The organism is Xanthomonas sp. WHRI 7945 (assembly GCF_035026585.1).
Window position 1 is genome coordinate 164,416 of sequence record NZ_JAYIQP010000001.1, and the last position, 23,215, is coordinate 187,630.

The 23,215-nt window shown below is 69.6% G+C and carries 15 protein-coding genes; 7 read left to right on the top strand and 8 right to left on the bottom strand.

The features are described 5' to 3' along the window. Nucleotides 1–67: 67 nt before the first annotated feature. The 4 genes from glgB to VDQ83_RS00620 form a co-directional block, all read right to left on the bottom strand. The gene (gene glgB / locus VDQ83_RS00605) at nucleotides 68–2,254 is read right to left on the bottom strand and encodes a 1,4-alpha-glucan branching protein GlgB (RefSeq protein WP_455433484.1); all 2,187 of its coding nucleotides are present in this window, start codon (nucleotides 2,252–2,254) and stop codon (nucleotides 68–70) included. Then, the gene (treS, locus tag VDQ83_RS00610; RefSeq protein ID WP_263395931.1) at nucleotides 2,251–5,607 is read right to left on the bottom strand and encodes a maltose alpha-D-glucosyltransferase; all 3,357 of its coding nucleotides are present in this window, start codon (nucleotides 5,605–5,607) and stop codon (nucleotides 2,251–2,253) included. Before treS ends, glgB begins: the two co-directional genes overlap by 4 nt. Further along, entirely contained in the window at nucleotides 5,604–8,744 is a 3,141-nt protein-coding gene (locus VDQ83_RS00615; protein WP_455433485.1) for an alpha-1,4-glucan--maltose-1-phosphate maltosyltransferase, read from the bottom strand. Before VDQ83_RS00615 ends, treS begins: the two co-directional genes overlap by 4 nt. A 617-nt stretch (nucleotides 8,745–9,361) precedes the next feature. Continuing rightward, the gene (locus VDQ83_RS00620; RefSeq protein ID WP_455433486.1) at nucleotides 9,362–10,276 is read right to left on the bottom strand and encodes a LysR family transcriptional regulator; all 915 of its coding nucleotides are present in this window, start codon (nucleotides 10,274–10,276) and stop codon (nucleotides 9,362–9,364) included. 100 nt (nucleotides 10,277–10,376) lie between these two features. On the opposite strand from VDQ83_RS00620, the gene VDQ83_RS00625 reads away from it, so the two are divergent. Genes VDQ83_RS00625 through VDQ83_RS00635 form a run of 3 tightly spaced genes read left to right on the top strand, consistent with a single transcriptional unit; the run spans nucleotide 10,377 to nucleotide 12,330 of the window. Further along, nucleotides 10,377–10,706 carry a nuclear transport factor 2 family protein gene (locus tag VDQ83_RS00625; protein WP_455433487.1) on the top strand — a complete coding sequence of 110 codons (330 nt, stop codon included), beginning with the start codon at nucleotides 10,377–10,379 and terminating at the stop codon, nucleotides 10,704–10,706. Further along, nucleotides 10,703–11,485 carry an SDR family oxidoreductase gene (locus tag VDQ83_RS00630; RefSeq protein WP_455433488.1) on the top strand — a complete coding sequence of 261 codons (783 nt, stop codon included), beginning with the start codon at nucleotides 10,703–10,705 and terminating at the stop codon, nucleotides 11,483–11,485. The genes VDQ83_RS00625 and VDQ83_RS00630 overlap by 4 nt, the downstream gene beginning before the upstream one ends. Nucleotides 11,486–11,538: 53 nt before the next feature. Continuing rightward, nucleotides 11,539–12,330 carry an alpha/beta fold hydrolase gene (locus VDQ83_RS00635; protein WP_455433489.1) on the top strand — a complete coding sequence of 264 codons (792 nt, stop codon included), beginning with the start codon at nucleotides 11,539–11,541 and terminating at the stop codon, nucleotides 12,328–12,330. Nucleotides 12,331–12,447: 117 nt separating this feature from the next. Here the strand turns inward: VDQ83_RS00635 and VDQ83_RS00640 are convergent, their stop codons facing one another. Beyond that, nucleotides 12,448–14,832 carry a GH92 family glycosyl hydrolase gene (locus tag VDQ83_RS00640; RefSeq protein ID WP_455433490.1) on the bottom strand — a complete coding sequence of 795 codons (2,385 nt, stop codon included), beginning with the start codon at nucleotides 14,830–14,832 and terminating at the stop codon, nucleotides 12,448–12,450. 131 nt (nucleotides 14,833–14,963) lie between these two features. Here VDQ83_RS00640 and VDQ83_RS00645 point away from each other — a divergent pair, with 131 nt between their 5' ends. The 3 genes from VDQ83_RS00645 to VDQ83_RS00655 all read left to right on the top strand — a co-directional run bounded on the left by VDQ83_RS00645 (nucleotide 14,964) and on the right by VDQ83_RS00655 (nucleotide 18,688). Then, complete coding sequence (locus tag VDQ83_RS00645) at nucleotides 14,964–16,013, top strand: LacI family DNA-binding transcriptional regulator (protein WP_455433491.1); 1,050 nt, start codon at nucleotides 14,964–14,966, stop codon at nucleotides 16,011–16,013. Then, nucleotides 16,010–17,314, top strand: a complete 1,305-nt coding sequence (locus VDQ83_RS00650) for a sugar MFS transporter (protein ID WP_455433492.1) — start codon at nucleotides 16,010–16,012, stop codon at nucleotides 17,312–17,314. The genes VDQ83_RS00645 and VDQ83_RS00650 overlap by 4 nt, the downstream gene beginning before the upstream one ends. 87 nt (nucleotides 17,315–17,401) lie before the next feature. Beyond that, complete coding sequence (locus VDQ83_RS00655; RefSeq protein ID WP_455433493.1) at nucleotides 17,402–18,688, top strand: AGE family epimerase/isomerase; 1,287 nt, start codon at nucleotides 17,402–17,404, stop codon at nucleotides 18,686–18,688. 205 nt (nucleotides 18,689–18,893) lie between these two features. Here the strand turns inward: VDQ83_RS00655 and rpoD are convergent, their stop codons facing one another. Together rpoD and dtd are read right to left on the bottom strand one after the other, a co-directional pair. Continuing rightward, a complete protein-coding gene (rpoD, locus tag VDQ83_RS00660) occupies nucleotides 18,894–20,753 on the bottom strand; it encodes an RNA polymerase sigma factor RpoD (RefSeq protein ID WP_309913450.1) in 1,860 nt (619 codons plus the stop codon). A gap of 110 nt (nucleotides 20,754–20,863) precedes the next feature. After that, nucleotides 20,864–21,304: a D-aminoacyl-tRNA deacylase gene (dtd, locus tag VDQ83_RS00665; protein WP_455433494.1), complete on the bottom strand. Its 441-nt coding sequence runs from the start codon at nucleotides 21,302–21,304 to the stop codon at nucleotides 20,864–20,866. A gap of 175 nt (nucleotides 21,305–21,479) precedes the next feature. Here dtd and VDQ83_RS00670 point away from each other — a divergent pair, with 175 nt between their 5' ends. Continuing rightward, nucleotides 21,480–22,394 carry a lauroyl acyltransferase gene (locus tag VDQ83_RS00670; RefSeq protein ID WP_263395943.1) on the top strand — a complete coding sequence of 305 codons (915 nt, stop codon included), beginning with the start codon at nucleotides 21,480–21,482 and terminating at the stop codon, nucleotides 22,392–22,394. A gap of 21 nt (nucleotides 22,395–22,415) precedes the next feature. On the opposite strand, the gene VDQ83_RS00675 is transcribed toward VDQ83_RS00670, so the two are convergent. After that, on the bottom strand, nucleotides 22,416–22,937 hold the full coding sequence (locus VDQ83_RS00675; RefSeq protein WP_455433495.1) for an N-acetyltransferase family protein: 522 nt from the start codon (nucleotides 22,935–22,937) through the stop codon (nucleotides 22,416–22,418). Nucleotides 22,938–23,215: the final 278 nt, after the last annotated feature.

A 23,215-nucleotide genomic window follows, 5' to 3' on the forward strand; every position in this document is an offset into this window, starting at 1 on the left:
GTCGGACGGCGCCGCGCCGTCACTTGTCGTCCGGACCTGGCTCCCCTTCCCCGCCCTCAATCCATCCTCAGTCTTCCAACCCCAACACCAACACCCCCAACGGCGGGATGGTCAGCGACAGCGAGGCCGGATGCCCATGGGCGCCGATGTTTTCGGTGCGCACGCTGCCGCCGTTGCCGGTGTTGCTGCCGCCGTAGATCTCGGCGTCGGAGTTCAGCAGTTCGCGCCAGCGGCCGCCTCGGGGAACCCCGATGCGGTAGCCGTGGTGCACCAGCGGGGTGAGGTTGGCCAGCACCAGCAGCGGGGTGTCGCTGCCCTGGGCGGTGCGCAGGTAGGCGAACAGGCTGTTGCCGGCGTCGTCGCCGATGACCCAGGCGAAGCCGTCTGGGGTGTCGTCGCGCGCGTGCAGCGCGGGGTGTTCGGCGTACAGGCGGTTGAGGTCGCGGACCAGGCGCTGGATGCCGCGGTGGCGCGGATCGTCGAGCAGGTGCCAGGGCAGCGCGGCGTCGTGGTTCCACTCGGTGGGCTGGGCGATTTCGCAGCCCATGAACAGCAGTTTGCGCCCTGGGTGGGTGTACATGTAGCCCAAGTAAGCGCGCAGGTTGGCGAAGCGCTGCCAGTCGTCGCCGGGCATGCGCCCGAGCAGCGAGCGCTTGCCGTGCACCACTTCGTCGTGCGAGATCGGCAGCATGAAGCGCTCGGAATACGCGTAGACCATGCTGAAGGTCAGTTCGCCGTGGTGGTAGCGGCGGTAGATCGGGTCCAGTTCGATGTAGTGCAGGCTGTCGTGCATCCAGCCCATGTTCCACTTGTAGTTGAAACCCAGCCCGCCATGCGCCAGGTCGGCGGTGACGCCGGGCCAGGCGGTGGATTCCTCGGCGATGGTGATGGCGCCCGGCGCGTGTTCGGCGACGACCTGGTTGAGCCGGCGCAGGAAGGCGATGGTCTCGTAGTTCTCGCGGCCGCCGTGGATGTTGGGCACCCATTCGCCGGCATTGCGGCTGTAGTCGCGATACAGCATCGAGGCGACCGCGTCCACGCGCAGGCCGTCGACGTGGTAGCGCTGCAGGAATTCCAGTGCGCTGGCGATCAGGAAGCCGGAGACTTCGCGGCGCCCGTGGTTGTAGATCAGCGTGTTCCAGTCGCGGTGGAAGCCTTCGCGCGGGTCGGCGTGTTCGTACAGCGAGGTGCCGTCGAAATGGGCCAGGCCGTGGGCGTCGGTGGGGAAATGTGCCGGCACCCAGTCGACGATGACGCCGATGTCCTCGCGGTGGCAACGGTCGACGAAGCGGGCGAAGCCGTCGGGCGAGCCGAAACGCGCGGTGGGCGCGAACAGGCCCAGCGGCTGGTAACCCCAGGAGCCGCCGAACGGATGCTCGGTGACCGGCATCAGTTCGATGTGGGTGAAGCCCATGTCGGCGACGTAGGGAATCAGGCGCTCGGCCAGCGCGTCCCAGTCGAGCATGCTGCCGTCATCGGCGTGCATCCACGAGCCGGCGTGGATCTCGTACACGCTCAGCGGTGCGTTCGGGCCGTGGCGGCGCGCGCGCGAGGCCATCCAGGCGTCGTCGCGCCACTGGAACGGGGTGGGATCGGGCACGATCGAGGCGGTGCCCGGCGCCAGTTCGGCGCGGCGCGCGACCGGGTCGGCCTTGGCCGGCAGGTCTTCGCCGCGCGGGCCGCGCAAGGCGTACTTGTAGTGCGCGCCGGCCTCGACGCCAGGCACGAACAGCTCCCATACGCCGGCCTGGTGACGCAGGCGCATCGGGTGGCGGCGCGCGTCCCAGCTGTTGAAATCGCCGATCACCGCCACGCGGGTGGCGTTGGGCGCCCACACCGCGAAGCGGGTGCCGCGCACGCCGTCGACCTCGACCACGTTGGCGCCCAGCGCGTCGGCCAGGTGCAGGTGATGGCCTTCGGAAATCAGGTGCAGGTCGAAATCGCTCAGCTGCGGGCCGAACGCGTAGGCGTCCTCGGTCTCCTGTTCGCCGCCGGGCCAGCGGATGCGCAGCCGATAGCGGCCGTCGTCGGGCAGCGTGGCGGCGAAGAAGCCGGGGCTGGGGCCTTCCTGCAGCGGCACCTCGCGGCCGTCTTCGAGCACCGCGGTCACCGCTTCGGCGCCGGGCAGGTGGCTGCGCAGCACGCGCGCGTCGCCGATGCGGTGCGCACCGAGCACGGCGAACGGATCGCCGTGGCGGGCGTTGGCGAACGCACGCAGCGTTGCTTCGTCCCAGGTGTGGCCGACATCACTCATCGAATCGCCTCCTCAGGCGCAGGAAAGCGTTCGAGTATGCGCAACAGTCCCTGTATCGGCACCATGATCCAGGCCGGGCGGTTAGCAGCCTCGTAGCGAATTTCATAGCTGGCTTTCTCGATCAGGAACAACAAGGTGGTGGCCTCGAAGGCGGCCGGTGCCACCCACGGGTGCGGGCTGGCGTCGAGCACCTTGCGGTAGGCGGACAGGAAGGTGGCGCTGGCGCGGCTGCGGAATGCCGACAGGAACGCATCCAGCGCGCTGTCCAGGCCGACGCCGGCGCGCGCGGCGGTGCCTTCTTCGCCGCGGGCGGAGACTTCGCTGGCGTAATCCAGCGAGCGCAGGAAGCCGGCCACGTCGTGCAGCGGGCTGGCCTTGGCGCGGCGTTCGTCCAGCGACTTGGCTGGCTCGCCTTCGAAGTCGATCAGCACCACGTCGTCGAACGCGACCAGGATCTGGCCGAGGTGGAAATCGCCGTGCACGCGGGTCAGCAACGCACCGTCGAGCAAGGCCGGGGCCTGTTGCAGCCACGCGTCCAGGCGCGGCCGTTCCGCCAGCAGCGCGTCCACGGCGGCGCGCTCGCCGTCGTCGCTGACGTCGCGATGCGCGACCAGCGTGTCCCACATCGCCTGCACCTCGTGCGCCACGCCCGCAACCACCCGCTGCGCCGCGGCGACGTCCACCGCCTGCGGCGCGAACGCAGCGGCGTCGGTGGGCTGGGCCAGCACGTCGTGCAATTCCGCCAGGCGCCGGCCGACCACCTCGGCGAAGGCGTCGTAGCCGGCCACGCTTTCGTGCCGCGCGGCATCGTCCTGCGCGGCGGCGTACTCTTCGGCGCCGCGCGCCAGGTGATCCAGGGTCCAGCGCCAGGCATCGCCCTGGTTGCGCACGAAGCCCTGCAGCAGCGCCAGCGTGGTCTCCCCGCCCTGCACGTCAACGCGGGTGACGTGGCCGAGCAGCGGGGCGGCGTTGGCATAACCGATGCTGGTCAGGCGCTCGCCAATCTCGATCTCCGGATTGATGCCGGCGGAGACGCGGCGCAGCAGCTTGAACACCGCCTTGTCGCCGACGATCAGCGAGCTGTTGCTCTGCTCGGCCGACAGCCAGCGGATCTCGGCATCGTCCGCAATCGCGACGGCGGCCAGCGCCTGCGTGGCGCAGAAGCGGATCTGCTCGGGCGCGGCATCGGCGCCGGCATGGCTCTCGCCGTCGATCGACAGCACGGTGCGCTCGCGCAAGGCGCCGAGCATGGTGCGGGTCAGCGACTTCAGCGCGAAGCCGTCGGTGAGATAACCGACTTCGCGACCGTGGCGCACCCGCGCCAGCGCCAATTGCTCGGCCAGCACGCTTGGCTGTTCGCGGTCCCAGACGATGCCCAGCGGCAGGATGTAGCGCTCGTGTTCGCCGTGCTCCAGCTCCGCCTCGATCTCCAGCAGGGTCAGCCCGTCGGGACCGGGCAGCGGCGTGCGCCGCGCGATGCGCACGCCGCGCAGCGCGCGGTCCTTGGCCGCGAACCAGCGCCGCGTGGACAGCCAGGTCGGCAGGACGTCGCGTTCGAGCGTGCCCAGGTGCGGCAGCAGCGCATTGGCGTCGACCGCGCCGCGCAGCACCAGGGTCTGGTAGTCGGGCAGTGGCATCGGCGCGGGCACGTGCCAGTCCGGCAGCGTGGCGTTGCCGACCAACTGGAACGCATAGAAGCCGAACGCCGGCACGGTGAGCAGGTAGGTCAGCCGTCCGATCGGCGGGAAGCTGCCGCCGCCGATGATGTCCACCGGCACGCGGCCTTCGAATTCGGACAGGTCCAGTTCCACCGCCTGCAGCGTGTGCGACAGGTTGGCCACGCACAGCACGGTCTCGTCCTCGTGGCAGCGCAGGTAGGCGAGCAGGCGGCGGTTGCCCGGGTACAGGAAGCGCAGCTGGCCGCGGCCGAAAGCGCGGTAGCGCTTGCGCACCGACAGGATGCGCCGGGTCCAGGTCAGCAGCGAATGCTGGTCGCGCTGCTGCGCTTCGACGTTGACCGCCTGGAAGCCGTACAACGGATCCATGATCGGCGGCAGCACCAACGCGGCCGGGTCGGCGCGCGAGAAGCCGCCGTTGCGGTCGATCGACCACTGCATCGGCGTGCGCACGCCGTCGCGGTCGCCGAGGTGGATGTTGTCGCCCATGCCGATCTCGTCGCCGTAGTACAGCACCGGGGTGCCGGGCATGGTCAGCAGCAGCGAGGTCATCAGTTCGATGCGGCGGCGGTCGCGCTCCAGCAGTGGCGCCAGGCGCCGGCGAATCCCCAGGTTGATGCGCGCGCGACGGTCGGCGGCGTAGGTCTGCCACAGGTAGTCGCGCTCCGAATCGGTGACCATTTCCAGGGTCAGCTCGTCGTGGTTGCGCAGGAAGATCGCCCACTGGCAGGTCTCCGGGATTTCCGGGGTCTGGCGCATGATGTCGGTGATCGGGAAGCGGTCCTCGCGCGCGATGGCCATGTACATGCGCGGCATCAGCGGGAAGTGGAACGCCATGTGGCATTCGTCGGCGTTCTCGCCGAAGTATTGCTGGGTGTCTTCCGGCCACATGTTGGCCTCGGCCAGCAGCATGCGGTCGGGGTATTCGGCATCCAGCGTGGCGCGGATGCGGCGCAGGATGGCGTGGGTCTCGGGCAGGTTCTCGTTGGAGGTGCCGTCGCGCTCGATCAGGTACGGCACCGCGTCCAGGCGCAGCCCGTCCACGCCCAGGTCGAGCCAGAAGCGCATCACTTCCAGCACCGCTTCCAGCACCGCCGGGTTGTCGAAGTTCAGGTCCGGTTGGTGCGAGTAGAAGCGGTGCCAGAAGTATTGCCCGGCGACCGGATCCCAGGTCCAGTTGGAGTTTTCGGTGTCGCAGAAGATGATGCGGGTGCCGGCATAGTCCTGGTCGCTGTCGGACCACACGTAGAAGTCGCGCTCCGGCGAGCCGGCCGGCGCGTTGCGCGCGCGCTGGAACCACGGATGCTGATCGGAGGTGTGGTTGATCACCAGCTCGGTGACGATGCGGATGCCGCGCGCATGCGCCTGCGCCACCAGCCGTTCGAAGTCGGCGATGCTGCCGTAGTCCGGGTGCACGGCCATGTATTCGGCGATGTCGTAGCCGTCGTCGCGGCGCGGGCTGGGATAGAACGGCAGCAGCCAGATGGTGTCCACGCCGAGATCGGCGATGTAGTCGAGCTTGGAGATCAGGCCGGGGAAATCGCCGATGCCGTCGTCGTTGGAATCGAAGAACGACTTCACGTGCACCTGGTAGATGATCGCGTCCTTGTACCAGAGTGCATCGTGCGCGAGCGGGCTCGCCTCGCTATCGGCGGACAAGGGAACTGCAGCATTCATGAAGTGGCTCCGGCGCGGATACGCCATAGGGAAAACGGCCGCGACGGATCGAGGCGAATGGTTTGCTGCTTGCCGTGCCAGGCGAAGGCGTGGCCGTCCCACAGGTCCTGCATGGCGACGCTGGCGTGGTCGGGCAGGCCCAGTTCCCACAGCGGCACTTCGATCTGCGCCTCCTGCGCCGCGTGCGGGTCCAGGCTGATCGCCACCAGCACCAGGCTGCGGCTGCGCGCCAGATGCGCTTCGTCGAGGAACTTGCCGAAGTACAGCACCTGGTCGTTGTGCGCCACGTAGAAACGCGTGCCCAGGTGCGACTGCAGTTCCGGGTGCTGGCGCCGCAGCAGGTTCAGGCGGGTGATCTCGTCGACGATGTCGCCGGGCGCACGCTCGGGCCACACGCGCAGTTGGTACTTCTCCGAATCCAGGTATTCCTCCTTGCCCGGCGCCAGCGGCGTGGCCTCGCAAAGTTCGAAGCCCTGGTACATGCCCCACAGGCCCGACAGCGTGGTCGCCAGCGCGGCGCGGATCAGGTGGCCGCCGCGGCCGCTTCGCTGCAGGAACACCGGGTTGATGTCCGGCGTGTTGACGAAGAAATGCGGGCGGAAGCATTCGCGCGGAATGCCGGCGTTGAGCTCTTCGATGTAGGCCTGCAGCTCGGCCTTGTGCTGGCGCCAGGTGAAGTAGGTGTACGACTGCGAGAAACCGACCTTGGCCAGCCGATACATCGGCTTGGGCCGGGTGAAGGCTTCGGACAGGAACACCACCTGCGGGTGGCGGCCGCGCACTTCGGCGATCAGCCATTCCCAGAATGGGAACGGCTTGGTGTGCGGGTTGTCGACGCGGAACAGGTTGACGCCTTCGTTGACCCAGAACAGCACCGCGTCGCGCAGCGCGTTCCACAGCTCCGGCACCGCGCCGCTGGCGTAGAAATCGACGTTGACGATGTCCTGGTACTTCTTCGGCGGATTCTCCGCGTACGGGATCGAGCCGTCGGCGCGCCAGGTGAACCAGTCCGGATGCTCGCGCAGCCACGGGTGGTCCGGCGCGCACTGGATCGCGAAATCCAGCGCCAGTTCCAGGCCTTGCGAGGCGGCGGCAGCGCGCAGCCGGCGGAAGCCTTCCAGCCCGCCCAGTTCGGCGTGGACCGCGGTGTGCCCGCCTTCGGCCGAGCCGATCGCGTACGGACTGCCGGGCTCGCCAGGTTGCGCGGTGACCGCGTTGTTGCGGCCCTTGCGGTTCTTCTCGCCGATCGGGTGGATCGGCGGCATGTACAGCACGTCGAAGCCCATCGCGCGGATATGCGGCAGGCGCGCGATCACGTCGTCGAAAGTTCCGTGGCGCGCCAGGTCGCCGCTCTGCGAACGCGGGAACAGTTCGTACCAGCTGGAGAAGTGCGCGCCGCGGCGCTCGGCCTCGACGCGGAAGGTCATCGGGTATTCGGTGCGGAACGGCTTGTCGTCGGCGCGCGCCATCGCCTCGGCGGTGCCGGGCTCCAGCAGGATCTCCGCGCGTGCGGCCGGATCGTCGCTGCGGGTGATGCGCGCAACGATTGCCTTCAGCCGTGCCGCCAGCGCGCCACGGCTGCGCGCGCGCGCCGCCTCGACCTGGGCCAGCGCTTCCTGCACGTCCACCGGCAGCAGCGTGCCGGCGGCGCGCTTCTTTTCCAGGTCGGCGTGGGTGGTGGCGAACACGTCGCGCCAGGCCTCGATGCGGAACTCGTAGCGGCCCAGCCGCTCCAGCGGAAACTCGCCGCGCCAGCGGTCGTTGCCCAGCGCGCGCATCGGCGCGCTGGACCAGGTGCGCGCATCGGCGGCGCGCCACAGCAGCGCCACCGCGATGCGGTCGTGGCCGTCGCAGAACGCGTCGGCCTCCACGCAGATGCGGTCGCCGACGGTGCGCTTGATCGGAAAGCGGCCGTCGTCCACCGAGGGCGTCACCGCCTCGATACACACACGCGCCGCGCCGGCGGCGACATCGGCTGGCGTGCGGGCGCGCGCGGCGGCCAGCACCGGGCGCGCCGGCACGCTGCGGTAGACCCGCACTTCGCCCGCTTCCAGGGTGCCCCCCTGGTCGCCCTGGATCGGCTCGCCCTGGTCGCTGAGCAGCGCCTCGCTGTCGCCGAGCAGGCGCAGCAGCGCCGAGCCGGGCACCGGCAGCAGGTGGTCGCGGTCGCTGTTGAGCAGCACCAGCCACGGCGCGGCGCCGCGCGGTTCCACCGCCACGGCGGTCAGCGCGCCATCGCGCAGCAGCGGGCGCAGATGCAGATCGGCCATGGCCTCGGTCGGCGCCACCGGGGTGGCATCGGCGGCATCGTCGGCGTCGGCCGGCACCGGGAGTTCAGTCGGCGCGGCGATCGCCCAGGCATCGCCAAACGCGGCGGCCAGCTTGGCGCGTTGCGCGCGCTGCAGCGGCGGCGGCGCGTCGGACGGCGCATCGGGATCGATGGTAGCGACGACCCGGCGCGCCAGGCTGCGCAGTGCCACGTCCTCGTCGAAGAACCAGCTGCCGCGTCCGTCCCACCAGGCCAGCGACGAGAACGCCGCATCGAAGCCTGCGCCGTGCAACCCACGCAGGGCCTCCAGGCCCAGGCCCGGGGTCCAGGCCAGGAACGTCGTCGCCGGCAGCTGCGCGTGCACGTCCTCGATCAGGCTGCGCCACAGCGTGGCCGGCACGCGCTGCGGCTGCAGCACCCGGAACCCGGCCAGGCCGCCGCGCAGCCAATCGCGCAGGCGCACGCTCCACCACTGCGCCAGGCCCGCGCCTTCTTCGGCATAGGCGAAGCGGCCCTGGGCGATCTCCGGCGTGCCGCGCTGGGCGCGCGGATCGGGCAGCGCCGAGGTGCGCGCGCGGAACCAGTGCGGATGCTCCTGCAGCAGGCGGCTGCCGCCGCCGATCTCGTCGATGCGCAGGTCGACCAGCAGCTTCAAGCCGTGCTTCTGCGCCAGCGCCAGCCACTGCTGCAGCCGCGCGTCGCCGGCAGCGTCGTCGGCGGCCGGATCGGCCAGCCGGCCTTGCGGGTCCTGCGCGAACGGGTTGGGCAGCACCACGTGGTCGCAGCCATTGGCCTGTGCGGCCGCCATGGCCGCCTCCAGCGCGGCCGCATCGTGGTGGGTCAAGGGGGACAGCAGGCAGACATGCATTCGGAGATCCCGTTCGCGTGATGGGGAGTGCACGATCCAGACAGCGGCGCTTGCCATCGGCAGCCGGATCGGCCGTCGCACAGGACGGAGACGGAATGCATCTGCACGATGTGCCGCATCCGCAAATCGGATTCGGTGCCGGGCGCCGATGCCGCTCGATGCGATGCGACGGCGCCACAAGACCACAGGCGATGCCAATGAAATGTGTTCATGGCATTAAGCAGACGCATACGCGGCGCCCGATGCATGCGCCACCGGCACGGAGCGGCATCGGCGCCAGAACACCGCTGTCCGGACGTGTGCGAAGGAAAGCGAGGCGCGCCTGCAACGGCGAACATGTCTTAACGTCATCGCACGTTCACGCGCTCGCCACGGGATTGCGCACCGCGGCGTCACTGCCGTCGGGCTGTGGGGCGCGTGCATTGCGGACGGCGCGACTGACGCGGCCGACGTAGCGATGTGCGCGTCGTCCAGGCCCCTGGACGATCAGGCCGGCGCTGATCAGCGCCGGTGGGTACGCGGCAGGAAGCGCTGCCAGGGACGAGGCCGATGACGAGCGCGGCACTCATGGCTGATTCGGAAGCCGCTGACCCGACGCTACCGCCATCCGCGTTCGATCATGCTCCAGCCTGGCCCAGGTCCCGATCGAGCAGGCAATCTATGAACGCGCGCAATGCAGGGAGCATGTAGCGGCGGCTGGAGTAGTAGAGGTACAAGCCGGGCACCGTCGGCGACCAATCCGCCAGCACGCGTTTCAGCCGGCCGTCCCGCAAGGCCTCGGCGATGCCGTCGTCGTTGTAGGCGTAGGTGATGCCCAGCCCCTGCAGGGCGGCGGGGACGACGATGTCCTGGTGATTGGCGATCACCTGGCCTTCGCCGACCACCTCCGTACTCCTGCCCTTCTTCCTGAACTCCCAGCCCGCGATCCTGCCGCTGCCGGGAAAGCGCCAGTTGATGCAGGCGTGACGCGCCAGGTCGGCCGGGGTCTTCGGCTCGCCATGCCGCGCGAGGTAGTCGGGCGAGGCCACCGCGAGCAGCGCGACGTCCGGGGTGAGGCGGACCGCCACCATGTCCTTCTGCAGGCGTCCGCCCACGCGGATGCCGGCGTCGAAGCCCTCGCCGGCGATATCGCTCAGGCCGTCGTCGATCACGATGTCCAGCACCACCTGCGGATGCGCGCGCGCAAAGCGGCCCAGGCGCGGCGCGATCACGTTCTTCGCCGCCATGCTGAGCGTGTTGATCCGCAAGGTGCCGGCAGCGCGCGCGTTGCTGCCGACCGCCTGCGCGACGGCGTCGTCCATCTCGCGCAGCATCGGCGCGATCCGTTCATGCAGGCGTTGTCCCGGTTCCGTCGGCGAGACGCTACGCGTGGTCCGGTTCAACAGGCGCACGCCCAACCGCGATTCCAGTTGCCGGATGACCTGCGAGAGGGCGGACCGCGACAAGCCCAGATGATCGGCCGCGCGGGCGAAACTGCCGCGTTCCACCACGGCCACGAATGCCTTCAGTTCCGCAAACTCCGCCCCGCGCATTGTGAATCCATTTCTACATGGCCTGATCGGATAGTAGGCGATTCTCTTATCGATGCGGTCGCGCCACTCTGCGTCCATGGACCCAGAGGGAGCACAACCGATGAACGCACTGAACCTGCCCGAGCCGATCGCCGCCTACTTCCAGGCGGACACCCAGGACGGCCAAGCCGTCGCCCGCTGCTTCACCCCGAACGGCAGCGTGCGCGACGAGAGCAAGACCCACCAGGGGCAAGCGGCGATCGAGGCCTGGAAAGCGGACACCTCCACCCGCTACACCTACACCACCGAACCGCGCACGTTGCAGCGGGACGGCGAGCGCTACATCGTGACCGGACACGTCGCCGGCGACTTCCCCGGCAGCCCGGTGGACCTGCGCTACGTCTTCACGCTCGAGCGCGGCAGGATCGCCTCGCTGGAGATCGCGCCATGAGCTTCGATCTGCGCCTCGCCGGCCGGCGCGCGCTGGTCACCGGCGGCACCCGCGGCGCAGGCGCCGCCGTGGTCCGCGCGCTGACCCAGGCCGATGTCCAGGTGGTCGCGACGGCGCTCTCGCCACCGGCGCAACCGGTCGCCGGCGTCCACTATCTCGCTGCCGATCTCGCCACGGCCGACGGCGCCCGCCAGGCCGCCGATGCGGCGCTCCAGCATCTCGGCGGGATCGACATCCTGGTCAACGTGGTGGGCGGTTCGTCCGCGCCGGCGGGCGGCTTCGCCGCACTGGACGACACGCAATGGACGCGGGCGCTCGATCTGAACCTGATGTCGGCCGTGCGGCTGGACCGCGCGTTGCTGCCGGCGATGCTGGCGCAGGGCGCCGGCGTGATCCTCCATGTCACTTCGATCCAGCGCCTGTTGCCGCTGCCGGAGGCGACCATGGCGTACGCGGCGGCGAAGGCGGCGCTGTCGACCTACAGCAAGGCGCTGTCCAAGGAGGTCACGCCCAAGGGCGTGCGCGTCGTACGCGTGTCGCCGGGCTGGATCGACACGGAAGCCTCCGCCGCGCTGGTCGAACGCGTCGCGGCCCAGGCAGGCACGGATCGCGACGGCGGCAGGCAACTGGTCATGGATTCACTGGGCGGCATTCCGCTGGGGCGCCCCGCCACGCCGGACGAAGTCGCCGACCTGATCGCCTTCCTGGTCTCGCCGCGCGCGGCCTCCATCTCAGGCGCCGAATACATCATCGATGGCGGCACCGTGCCGACCGTCTGACGCGTACGGGCGACGTCGCAGGACGGCCCACACCCACTCGAGAGGAAACGCCCATGTTCAAGGTCGTCCGTTCCATGCTGGCCACCGCCGTCGCCGTCGCCGGCCTTGCCTCGGCCCACGCTGCCGATCACGCGTCCGCGCCGCTGCGCGGAGGCGTGCACAACGTCGTCCTGGTGCATGGCGCGTTCGCCGACGGTACCGGCTGGCGCGCGGTGCACGACGACCTGACCGCGCGCGGCTACCGCGTCTCCATCGTGCAGAACCCGCTGACCTCGCTGGCCGACGACGTCCAGGCGACGCGTCGCGTGCTCGACCGCCAGGACGGTCCCGCCATCCTCGTCGGCCACTCCTGGGGCGGCACGGTGATCACCGAGGCCGGCGTCCATGCCAACGTGGCCGGCCTGGTCTACGTCTCGGCCCTGGCGCCGGACGCGGGCGAAACCACGGCGCAGCAGTACGCCGGTTTCGCGCCCACGCCCGAGTTCGTCATCGAGACCGGTCGCGACGGCTACGGCTTCATCAGCCCGAAGACGTTCAAGGCCGGCTTCGCCCACGACACGACCGATGCGGATGCGGCCTTCCTCCGCGACGCGCAGGTGCCGATCAACATGACGGCCTTCCAGACCCCGCTCGCGCACGCCGCATGGCGCAGCAAGCCCAGCTGGGCGGTGATCGCCACCGAGGACAAGGCGTTCGACCAGGCCATGCTGGTGCACATGGCGGAACGCATCGACGCGACCATCACCCGCGTCGCCGCCAGCCACGCCGTGTTCATGACCCAGCCGAAGGTGGTGGCCGACACCATCGATCGCGCGGCGAAGGACGTCGCAGTGAAAGCGGAGTAGCTCGCCGCCCGCCCGGCGCGCGCCGGCTGAGCCAAAGGATCGGTCCTCTGCTCCAACCCTTGCGCGACGGGTCCGCTGCAGCCCACGCCCTCGGCACGAACCATTGGCAGGGCGCGTTTACTGGCTCGGCTGCGCGCCCTCCCCACCTTCGCTCATCGAGTACGCGCGCTGCGCGCCCTCGCCCGCAGCCCAGGCGGTGTTCGGCTCGGCCTGCAGGGTGAAGCGCAGTTCACCGCCGGCCATGATCTCCTCGTGGCGCAGGAAGGCGCGGTCCAGCGGACGGCCGTTGAGGGTGACGCTGCCGATGTAGGGATGCGCGTCGTCCAGGCCCTCGGCCACCACGCTGAAACGCTTGCCGTTGGGCAGCGCCAGGGTGGCGTGCGGCAGGAACGGGCGGCCGATGATGTACTGGTTGCTGGCCGGCGCCACCGGATAGAAGCCCAGCGCGGTGAACACGTACCACGCCGACATCTGCCCCAAGTCGTCGTTGCCGGCCAGGCCGTCGGGACGCGCCGCGTACTGGCTGCGCATGATCTGCTGCAGCCGCGCCTGGGTGCGCCAGGGCTGCCCCGCGTACGCATACAGATACGCGACGTGGTGGCTGGGCTCGTTGCCATGCGCATACCAGCCGATCAAGCCGGTGATGTCTTCCATGTGTTCGAACACCTTGGGATCGACCTTGGCCTCGAACACCTGGTCCAGCCGCGCCAGCAGCTTGTCTTCGCCGCCATGCGCGCGGGCCAGGCCGGCCACGTCCTGCGGCACGTACCAGGAGTATTGCCAGGCATTGCCTTCGGTGTAGTCGCTGCCGTAGCCACTGGCGCTGGGATCGAACGGCTCGCGGAAACTGCCGTCGCGCTTGCGCGCGCGCATGAAGCCGGTCTTGGCGTCGAAGGCGTGGCGCCAGTTGCCGGCGCGCTTTTCGAATGCGCTGGCCACCTCGGTGCGGCCCATCGCCTGCGCCATGCGCGCGATGGTCCAGTCGTCGAACGCGTATTCCAGGGTCTTGGACGCGGCCTCGCCTTCCTCGTCGATCGGCACGTAGCCCAGTTCGCGGTATTGGGCGATGCCGTCGTACGGGCCGTAGTCGGCGCTGGCGACCATCGCCTCGAGCGCGGCGTCGGTGTCGTAGCCGCGGATGCCCTTCATGTAGGCGTCGGCGATCACCGGCACGGCGTGGTAGCCGATCATGCACCAGGTCTCCAGGCCCTGGAACGACCACACCGGCAGCACCCCGTACGGGCTGTGCTGGCGATGCGCGAGCAACGAGTTGACGATGTCGTTGGTGCGCTGCGGCGGCTGCACCAGGGTCAGCAGCGGATGCAGCGCGCGGTAGGTGTCCCACAGCGAGAACGTGGAGTAGTTGGTGTAGCCCTGTGCCTGGTGCACGGCGTTGTCCGGCCCGCGGTAGCGGCCGTCGCTGTCCATGAACAGGGTGGGGCCGAGCAGGCTATGGTACAGCGCGGTGTAGAACTGGGTCCGCTGTTGCGGCGGCGCATCCACTTCCACCGCGCCCAGGGCCTGCGCCCACTGCGCGCGTGCGGCCTGGCGCACGCCGTCGAAGTCCCAGCCCGGCACCTCGGCCTCGAGATTGGCGATGGCGCTGTCTTCGCTGACCGGCGAGATCGACACCTTCACCAGCAGCGGCTCGCGGCCGGCGTCGCCGAAATCGAAGCTGCCCACCAGCTGGCGGCCTTCGATCTGCGCGCGCTGCGCCGGGTCGTTGTCGCCCGGCGGCGGGAAACCCTTGTACGCAACGTCCTGCTCGGTGTTGTGGAAGGCGTGGCCGCGCAGCGGTTGCGAGAAGCGCATGGCGAAGTACAGCTGCCGGCCCGGCGCCCAGCCGCGGGTTTCGCGGAAGCCGGTGACGGTGCCGTCGGCGCGCAGGCGTAGCCGCGACCAGCTGATCTTGCCGGGGTAGTCGTACATGCTGGTGCGCAGGTCCAGCAGCACGTGCGCCGGCTGGCCCTTGGGGAAGGTGTAGCGGTGCACGCCGGCGCGGGCGCTGGCGGTGAGTTCGGCGCGCACCTTGTAGTCGTCCAGGGTCACCGCGTAGTAGCCGGGCTCGGCGCGTTCGTCGTCGTGGCGGAAGCGCGAGCTATAGCCGCTGCCGGGCTTGTCCGGGTCGCCGCGCTCCAGCCGCACCGCGCCGCTGATCGGCATCAGCAGCACGTCGCCCAGGTCGGAATGGCCGGTGCCGGAGAAGTGGGTGTGGGAGAAGCCGAACAGGCTGCGGTCGTCGTAGCGGTAGCCGGCGGCCCAGCCGTAGGCCTCCTTGCGCGGCTGGATGCGGGTGTCCGGGCTCAGCTGGACCATGCCGAACGGCACCGTGGCACCGGGATAGGTATGGCCTTCGCCGCCGGTGCCGATGAACGGGTCCACCGCGGCGACCGCACGCGCACCTGGGTCGGTGGCGGCCTGTTTGGTGGCGGCGTTCGCCGCCGGCCACAGCACGGCCAGCAGCAGCGCGGCGGCGGCGCGCTTGGTCAAGGTGCTACGCATGGAGTCCTCCCCGGATCGAATCGGTCCAAAACGGATACCACAAAAGCCGCCGCGCCTTTTGCTGCACTGCAAAATGCGCGGTGGGTCACGACGGCGCAGGATGGGCGGCCTTTTGAACCGGTCTAATCGCCGTGCCGTCGTCCCCCGCCGACAAACGCGTCACCGTGTCCGACATCGCCGCCGCCTGCGGCGTGTCGCGGGCGACCGTGTCGCTGGTGCTGCGCAACAGTCCGCTGGTGCATGCGGACACGCGCGCGCGGGTAGCGGCGGAGATCGCGCGGCAGGGCTATGTCTACCACCGCGGCGCGGCCAGCCTGCGCGGGCGCGCCTCCAACGCGGTGGCGCTGGTGGTCAACGACCTGGCCAATCCGTTCTTCGCCGAATTCGCCGGCGGCGTGGACGCGGCGCTGGCCGAGGCCGGCTACGTGATGCTGATGGGCAGCACCGGCGAATCGCCGGAGCGCCAGCACACCGTACTGGCCTCGCTGATCGAGCACCAGCCGGCGGCGCTGATCCTGTCGCCGACCGAGAACACCGACGCGGCGCGGCTGCGCCAGCTGCTGGGCACGCGGCTGCCGGTGCTGCTGTTCAACCGCGCGCTGGACGGCGACTGGCCGCTGCTGGCGCTGGACAACCGCCGCGGCGCGCGCCTGGCCACCGAGCACCTGCTGGCGCTGGGCCACCGCGCGATCGCGTTCTTCGGCGGCCACCGCCAGTCCAGTTCCTGCGCCGAACGCCGCGCCGGCTACCGCGACGCGCTCGCCGCCGCCGGCATCGCCGCCGATCCGGACTGGCTGATCGAATGCGCGCCGACCCGGCTGGAAGCGGCGCGCCAGGCCGGCGCGCTGTGCGCGCGCGATCCATTGCCGACCGCGCTGGTCTGCTACAACGACGTGGTCGCGCTGGGCCTGGCCAGCGGCCTGGCCGAACGCGGCCGCCACGCCGGCCGCGACTACGCGCTGATGGGCTTCGACGACATCGCCGAAGCCGCCGTCGCCACCCCGCCGCTGTCCACCGTCGCCGTCGCCCCGCGCGAATGCGGCATGCAGGCCGCACGGCTGGTGCTGGACGCGCTGCGCCAGCAACAGGCGCTGCCTGCGCTTACCATCGCCCCGTCCCGGTTGTGCCTGCGTGCCAGCAGCCGTGTCGCCCTATCGCCCGTTCCCGGAGTCGCTGCATGAGCCGTCGTCCGCTGTCCAACACTGCCGCCATCGCGGTGGTCAGCATGATCTTCTTCACCTGGGGCGGCCTGACCAGCCTCAACGATGTGCTGATCCCGCATCTGAAAGCCGTGTTCCAGATGAACTACGCGCAGTCGATGCTGATCCAGTTCACCTTCTTCGGCGCGTACTTCCTGATGTCGCTGCCGGCCGGTGCGGTGGTGGCGCGGGTGGGCTACAAGAGCAGCATCGTCATCGGCCTGGTGGTCGCGGCGATCGGCGCGGCGATGTTCTACCCGGCCGCGCGGCTGCCGTCGTATCCGTTGTTCCTGACCGCGCTGTTCGTGCTGGCCAGCGGCATCACCCTGCTGCAGGTGGCGGCCAACCCGTACATCAGCCTGATCGGCAACCCGGACACCGCGCCGAGCCGGCTGAACTTCGCGCAGGCGCTGAACTCGTTGGGCACCACCATCTTCCCGCTGCTGATCGGCCCGCTGATCCTGGCCGGCGCGGTGCTGTCGGCAGACAAGATCGCGGCGATGAGCGCGCTCGAGCAGGCCGCCTACCGCGGCGCGCAGGCGCAATCGGTGCAGGTGCCGTACCTGCTGCTGGCCGGCGGCCTGTTGCTGCTGGCGGTGTTCGTGCTGGTGATGCGGATCCCGTCGCTGCGCGAGGACGACGCCGGCAGCGTCGAGTCGCATCACAGCTTCGGCGACGCATTGCGCCAGTCGCACCTGCTGTGGGGCGTGGTGGCGATCTTCATGTACGTCGGCGCGGAAGTGTCCATCGGCAGCTTCCTGATCAACTACATCTCCGGCCCGACCACCGGCGGCCTCAGCGAGGCCACCGCCAGCCGTTACCTGGCGTTCTACTGGGGCGGCGCGATGGTCGGCCGCTTCGCCGGCGCCGCGCTGCTGCAGGTGATCCCGGCGCGCAGACTGCTGGCCGCGTTCGCCGGCGTCGCTTCGCTGCTGCTGATCGTGACCATGATCAGCACCGGCCACGTGGCGATGTGGAGCGTGATCGCGATCGGCCTGTTCAACTCGATCATGTTCCCGACCATCTTCACCGTGGCCATCGAACGCCTCGGCCCGCTGACCAGCAAGGCCTCGAGCCTGCTGATCATGGGCATCGTCGGCGGCGCGCTGGTGCCGCTGGCGCAGGGCGCGCTGGCCGACGTAGTCGGCATCCAGCACGCCTTCGTGATCCCGCTGCTGTGCTACGCCTACATCCTCTGGTACGGCCTGCGCGGCTCGCGGCTGTCGGCCAACCTGCCGGCCGAGGCGCCGGGCGCCACGCCGGTGGCGCGCGCGATGCATTGACGCGCGAAACGGTGCGGCGGCGCGTTGCCGCCGCGCCTGCGCGTGTCTGTTCTCCCCTTCCCCACCCACATGACTCCCAGCGACCGCATGAATCTGCCCGCCACGCCCCTGCCCGACTTCGCCGACGCCGCCGTGCTGCGCGCGCATATCGCCGACACCATGGCCTTCTACCACCCGCGCGCGATCGATCCGGCCGGCGGCTTCTTCCACTACTTCCGCGACGACGGCAGCGTGTACGACGCCGGCCATCGCCACTTGGTCAGCAGTACCCGCTTCGTCTTCAACTACGCGATGGCGGCCAACGAGTTCGCCGATTCGGCGCTGGCCGCCGAGTATCTGGACGCCGCGCGCCACGGCCTGCGCTACCTGCGCGAGGTGCACCGCGACACCGCCAGCGGCGGCTACGTATGGACCCTGCGCGACGGCGTGGCCGAGGACCGCACCCAGCACGCCTACGGCGCCGCCTTCGTGCTGCTGGCCTATGCCACCGCGAAGAAGGCCGGCCTGGATACCGACGCGTGGATGGACGAGACCTGGCAGTTGCTGGAAACCCGCTACTGGGACGCGGCCGCCGGCCTGTACCGCGACGAGGCCACGCCCGACTGGCAGTTCTCCGGCTACCGCGGACAGAACGCCAATATGCACCTGTGCGAGGCGCTGATCGCCGCCTACGAGGCCAGCGGCCAGGCGCGCTACCTGCAGCGCGCGCTGCTGCTCGCCGACCACATCACTCGCCGCCAAGCGGCGCTGGCCGGCGGCCTGGTGTGGGAGCACTACGACGCCAACTGGCAGGTGGACTGGGACTACAACCGCGACAACCCCAAGGACCTGTTCCGGCCATGGGGTTTCCAGCCCGGTCACCAGGTGGAATGGTCGAAGCTGCTGGTGCTGTTGCACGGGCATCTGCAGGCGGCCGATGGCGCTGCGCCGGACTGGCTGCTGCCGACCGCCCGGCACCTGTTCGACACCGCATTGGCGCACGGCTGGGACGCGCAGCATGGCGGCATCGTCTATGGCTTCGCCTCCGGCACCGAAGCCGAGCCGGTGGTCGGCGTGCCCGACGTCGCGCAGGGCCCGACCTACTTCTGCGACGACGACAAGTACTTCTGGGTGCAGGCCGAAGCGATCGCCGCCGCCGCGCGGCTGCTGGCCGCGAGCGGCGACGCGGGCTACCGCGCCGCCTACGACAAGTTGTGGGCGTATTCGTGGGAACACCTGGTCGACCACCGCTACGGCGCCTGGTTCCGCATCCTCAGCCGCGACAATCGCAGCTACAGCGACGAAAAGAGCCCGGCCGGCAAGACCGACTACCACACGATGGGCGCCTGCCACGATGTGCTGGCGGTGATGCGCGGCAGCCGGGCGTTCGCGTAGGCGGACCACGCGAGGCGCCGTCGATCCGGCGCCTCTGCTGCTTCCTGTAGGAGCGGCTTCAGCCGCGATCGGGTGTTACCGGTGAGACCCGGTCGCGGCTGAAGCCGCTCCTACAGAGATGCTGCGCACCGCTTGATTCGGTATCTGAGCCCATAAAAAAGCCCCGCACATGCGGGGCTTTTTCGTTGCCGCGAACCGCGCTCGATCAGTCGATATCGAGGAAGCTGCGCAGCTGCTCGGAGCGGCTGGGGTGACGCAGCTTGCGCAGCGCCTTGGCCTCTATCTGCCGGATCCGCTCGCGGGTGACGTCGAACTGCTTGCCGACTTCCTCGAGGGTGTGGTCGGTGTTCATGTCGATGCCGAAGCGCATGCGCAGCACCTTGGCTTCCCGCGGGGTGAGGCCGGCCAACACGTCGCGCACGGTCTCGGACAGGTTGATGTTGGTAGTGTTCTCGATCGGGGACTCCACGTTGGTGTCCTCGATGAAGTCGCCCAGATGCGAATCCTCGTCGTCGCCGATCGGGGTTTCCATCGAGATCGGCTCCTTGGCGATCTTCATCACCTTGCGGATCTTGTCCTCCGGCATGTCCATTTCCTTGGCCAGCTCCTCCGGCGTGGCCTCGCGGCCGTACTGCTGGAGCATCTGCCGGGAAATGCGGTTCAACTTGTTGATCGTCTCGATCATGTGCACCGGGATACGGATGGTGCGCGCCTGATCGGCGATCGAACGGGTGATGGCCTGGCGGATCCACCAGGTCGCATACGTGGAGAACTTGTAGCCGCGGCGGTATTCGAACTTGTCCACGGCCTTCATCAGGCCGATGTTGCCTTCCTGGATCAGGTCGAGGAACTGCAGGCCGCGGTTGGTGTACTTCTTGGCGATCGAGATCACCAGGCGCAGGTTGGCCTCGACCATTTCCTTCTTGGCCTTGCGCGCCTTGGCTTCGCCATAGGCCATCGCCCGGCTGATTTCCTTCAGCTCGGTCAGGCTCAGGTAGGTCGCCTGCTCCACCGCCACGGTGGCTTCCTGCTCGGCAACGATCTGGTCCTTGACGTCGCGCAGCGCCGAAGACCACTTCTGCTTGCGCTTCAATGCGTCGTCGACCCAGGCCACGTTGGTCTGGTTGCCTTCCCAGGAGCGGATGAAATCCTTGCGCGGCATCCGCGCCACATGCGTGGCCAGGTGCAGCACGCGACGCTCGTGATCCTTGACCTGGGCCATGGTGTCGCGCAGCTTGCGCACCAGCACGTCGGTCAGCGGCAGCGGCAGCTTCAAGGTGACGAACACCTCGGCGATGTCGGTGCGCAGCTTGGTGACCAGCTTGTGCTCGGCGCCGTTCTTGGCGTGCGCCTTCTTGAACTTGGCGTACTCGGTGGCCAGCACTTCCATGCGCCGCGCGACCTCGGCCGGATCCGGACCGGTCGGGCCGGCCTCTTCCTCGGCGGCTTCGACTTCCTCGTCGTCGTCGTCGGCATCGGCATCGGCGGCGCTGTCGTCGTCGCTGGCGACCACGGCCGGCGCCGGCTCTTCCTCGATCAGGTCGTTGAAGCCGACCACGATCTCGGCCAGGCGCTTCTTGCCTTCCTTGTGCTGTTCGTAGTCCTCGAGCAGGGTCTCCACCGCCAGCGGGAACGCGCCCAGCGCGGCCTGGACCTGGCTGAGGCCTTCCTCGATGCGCTTGGCGATGGCGATTTCGCCTTCGCGGGTCAGCAGCTCGACCGTGCCCATCTCGCGCATGTACATGCGCACCGGGTCGGTGGTCCGGCCACCTTCGGTGTCGAGCGCGGTCAGCGCCGCGGCGGCTTCTTCGGCCGCGGTGTCGTCGACTTCGCGGTTGCCGGTGTTGCCGTCGTTGAGCAGCAGGGTCTCGGCGTCGGGGGCGACTTCATGGACGTCGATGCCCATGCCGTTGATCATGCTGATGATGTCTTCGATCTGCTCCGGATCGACCAGGTCGTCGGGCAGATGGTCATTGACTTCGGCGTAGGTCAGATAGCCCTGTTCCAGGCCCTTGCTGATCAGTAGCTTGATGTCGGATTGCTGGGCAGGACGTTCGTTGGCCATGAGTGCTCGCGCCACCGGCAGGTAGATGAATGAGTGAACCTAGCATTATAACAGCCCGGACCGCCGCTTGCCGGACGAGGAGCGAATCGCTCCGCCAGGAGCGCCCCGGATTAAGGCCGGAGCAGGAAGGTGACCGGGCCGTCGTTGACCAGGCTGACGATCATATGGGCACCGAAGCGCCCGCTTTCCACCCCCGGCGGATGCCGTTCCCGACAAATTTCCAGCAATCGGTTGAAGCCGCGTTCAGCCTCGGCCGGCGGCGCGGCGGTAGTGAAGCTGGGGCGCATCCCCGAGCCGGTGTCCGCGGCCAGGGTGAACTGGCTGACCAGCAGCAAACCGCCGCCGGTATCGCGCAGCGAGCGGTTCATGCGCCCGCTGGCGTCGGCGAATACGCGGTAGCCGAGCAGGCGCTCGGCCATGCGCTGCAACTTGGCCTCGTCGTCGCCCGGCTCCACCGCGACCAGCGCCAGCAGGCCGGGACCGATCTGGCCGACGACATGGCCATCGACGCTGACCGAGGCCTGGGTGACGCGCTGGATCAGGGAGAGCATGGGCGGGACTCGGGACTCGGGACTCGGAAGCATCCGGGTTCGGCGGACTGCTGTCATCCCGCCGCATGATGGCCGAGCCGCGGCGGCTGGCGGAAGCGGTCGCGATCCGTGACCACGATTCGGCCCTGTGATCGCGCGGGCCTGGCGCGACCGGCGCAGCGGATAAACTGGGGCGATGAAACCTGCAACGCTTGCGACCCTGCTGTACCGCTGCGCCGCCGCCGTGGCGCGCCTGCCCTGGCCGTGGCTGCGGCGCCTGGCCGACGGCCTGGCCTGGCTGTGGCTGCGCCAGGACGCGCGCGAGAGCCGGGTCACCCGCCGCAACCTGGAGCTTGCCTATCCGGACCTGTTGCCCAGCGAGCGCATCGCGCTGCACCACGACGTGCTGCGTTCCACCGCGCGGCAGGCGTTCGAGACGCTGGTGCTGTGGACCCGGCCGCCGGCGCAGAACCTGGCGCGGCTGCGCCAGCGCTACGGCCAGGAGCTGTACGACGCGGCGCTGGCCTCCGGGCGCGGGGTGATCGTGGCCGCGCCGCACTTCGGCAACTGGGAACTGCTCAACCAGTGGCTGGCCTCGCGCGGGGACATCGCCATCGTCTACCGCGCGCCGGCCTCCGACGTCGGCGACGCCTTCCTGCAGAAGGTGCGCAGCGGCGACAACGTGCGCCAGGTGCGCGCCGAAGGCCCGGCGGTGCGGCAACTGTTCAAGGTGCTCAAGGACGGCGGCGCGGTCGGCATCCTGCCGGACCAGCAGCCCAAGGCCGGCGACGGCGTGTTCGCGCCGTTCTTCGGCGTGCCGGCGCTGACCATGACCCTGGTCAACCGGCTGGCCGAGCGCACCGGCGCGATCGTGCTGTTCGCCTGGTGCGAGCGGGTCGGCAACGATCTGGAATTCGCGCTGCAGGTGCAGCCGGCGCCGGAGGCGATCGCCGACCCGGACCCGCTGCGCGCCGCGACCGCGCTGAACGAGGGCGTGGAGCGGGTGGCGCGCCGCGACCCGGCGCAGTACCAGTGGACCTACAAGCGCTACACGCTGCGCCCGGATCCGGCCGAACCCAATCCCTACGCCACGGCCAAACATCCGCATTAGCCGCAGCCGCAGCCGCAGCCGCTAATCGTCGTGCGGCTCGGCCGGGCTGGCGAGAATGCGCTGGTAGAACGCCAGGTCCAGCCAGCGCCCGAACTTGAAGCCGGCCTCGCGCACCGTGCCGGCGTGCACGAAGCCCAGTTGCTCGTGCAGCGCGATGCTGCCGGCGTTGCTGGCGTCGATGCCGCCCACCAGCACGTGCACGCCGCGTTCCTGCGCCGCCTCGACCAGCGCCAGCAGCAGGCGCCGCCCCAGGCCCTTGCCGCGATGATCGCGATGCACGTAGACCGAATGCTCGACGCTGTACTTGAACGCCGGCCAGGCGCGGAAGGTGCCGTAGCTGGCGAAGCCGAGCAGGGTGCCGGCCGCATCCTCGGCCCCGATCACCGGGAAGCCGCCGGCGCGCTTGGCTGCGAACCAGCCAGCCATGCTCTCCGGCGGCCGCGGCCGGTAGTCGTACAGGGCGGTGGAATGGACGATGGCCTCGTTGAAGATGTCCAGGATCGCGCCGGCGTGGCGCTGTTCGGTGCATTCGACGAGGTGCATGCGCAGGTCCTGGGGAACGGGTCTGGCGTAGTAGAAAACAATCGACCGCGCTTGAACATGCCCGCCCCCACCTGCCGGCGATCGCGGCCACGATCCAGTGAGTGACCGCGCGCCGGCCAGCGGTTGCATGCGATGCGTGGCGGCGCGGCGCACAGTGCGTTCCATCCTGCGCATGCTGGCGGCACGGCCAAACCACGCGACAATGGCCGGCCGGAACCGCCGCCGCGCCCGGCCCACAGCCGCGCGGGCCGGGCGCTGCGGCGCCGGCAAGCCTTGAA

Excerpts from the sequence above, each read along its gene's own strand:
- glgB (WP_455433484.1), bottom strand. The coding sequence starts at position 2,254 with ATGAGTGATGTCGGCCACACCTGGGACGAAGCAACGCTGCGTGCGTTC.
- treS (WP_263395931.1), bottom strand. The coding sequence starts at position 5,607 with ATGAATGCTGCAGTTCCCTTGTCCGCCGATAGCGAGGCGAGCCCGCTC.
- VDQ83_RS00615 (WP_455433485.1), bottom strand. The coding sequence starts at position 8,744 with ATGCATGTCTGCCTGCTGTCCCCCTTGACCCACCACGATGCGGCCGCG.
- VDQ83_RS00620 (WP_455433486.1), bottom strand. The coding sequence starts at position 10,276 with ATGCGCGGGGCGGAGTTTGCGGAACTGAAGGCATTCGTGGCCGTGGTG.
- VDQ83_RS00625 (WP_455433487.1), top strand. The coding sequence starts at position 10,377 with ATGAACGCACTGAACCTGCCCGAGCCGATCGCCGCCTACTTCCAGGCG.
- VDQ83_RS00630 (WP_455433488.1), top strand. The coding sequence starts at position 10,703 with ATGAGCTTCGATCTGCGCCTCGCCGGCCGGCGCGCGCTGGTCACCGGC.
- VDQ83_RS00635 (WP_455433489.1), top strand. The coding sequence starts at position 11,539 with ATGTTCAAGGTCGTCCGTTCCATGCTGGCCACCGCCGTCGCCGTCGCC.
- VDQ83_RS00640 (WP_455433490.1), bottom strand. The coding sequence starts at position 14,832 with ATGCGTAGCACCTTGACCAAGCGCGCCGCCGCCGCGCTGCTGCTGGCC.
- VDQ83_RS00650 (WP_455433492.1), top strand. The coding sequence starts at position 16,010 with ATGAGCCGTCGTCCGCTGTCCAACACTGCCGCCATCGCGGTGGTCAGC.
- VDQ83_RS00655 (WP_455433493.1), top strand. The coding sequence starts at position 17,402 with ATGAATCTGCCCGCCACGCCCCTGCCCGACTTCGCCGACGCCGCCGTG.
- rpoD (WP_309913450.1), bottom strand. The coding sequence starts at position 20,753 with ATGGCCAACGAACGTCCTGCCCAGCAATCCGACATCAAGCTACTGATC.
- dtd (WP_455433494.1), bottom strand. The coding sequence starts at position 21,304 with ATGCTCTCCCTGATCCAGCGCGTCACCCAGGCCTCGGTCAGCGTCGAT.
- VDQ83_RS00670 (WP_263395943.1), top strand. The coding sequence starts at position 21,480 with ATGAAACCTGCAACGCTTGCGACCCTGCTGTACCGCTGCGCCGCCGCC.
- VDQ83_RS00675 (WP_455433495.1), bottom strand. The coding sequence starts at position 22,937 with ATGCACCTCGTCGAATGCACCGAACAGCGCCACGCCGGCGCGATCCTG.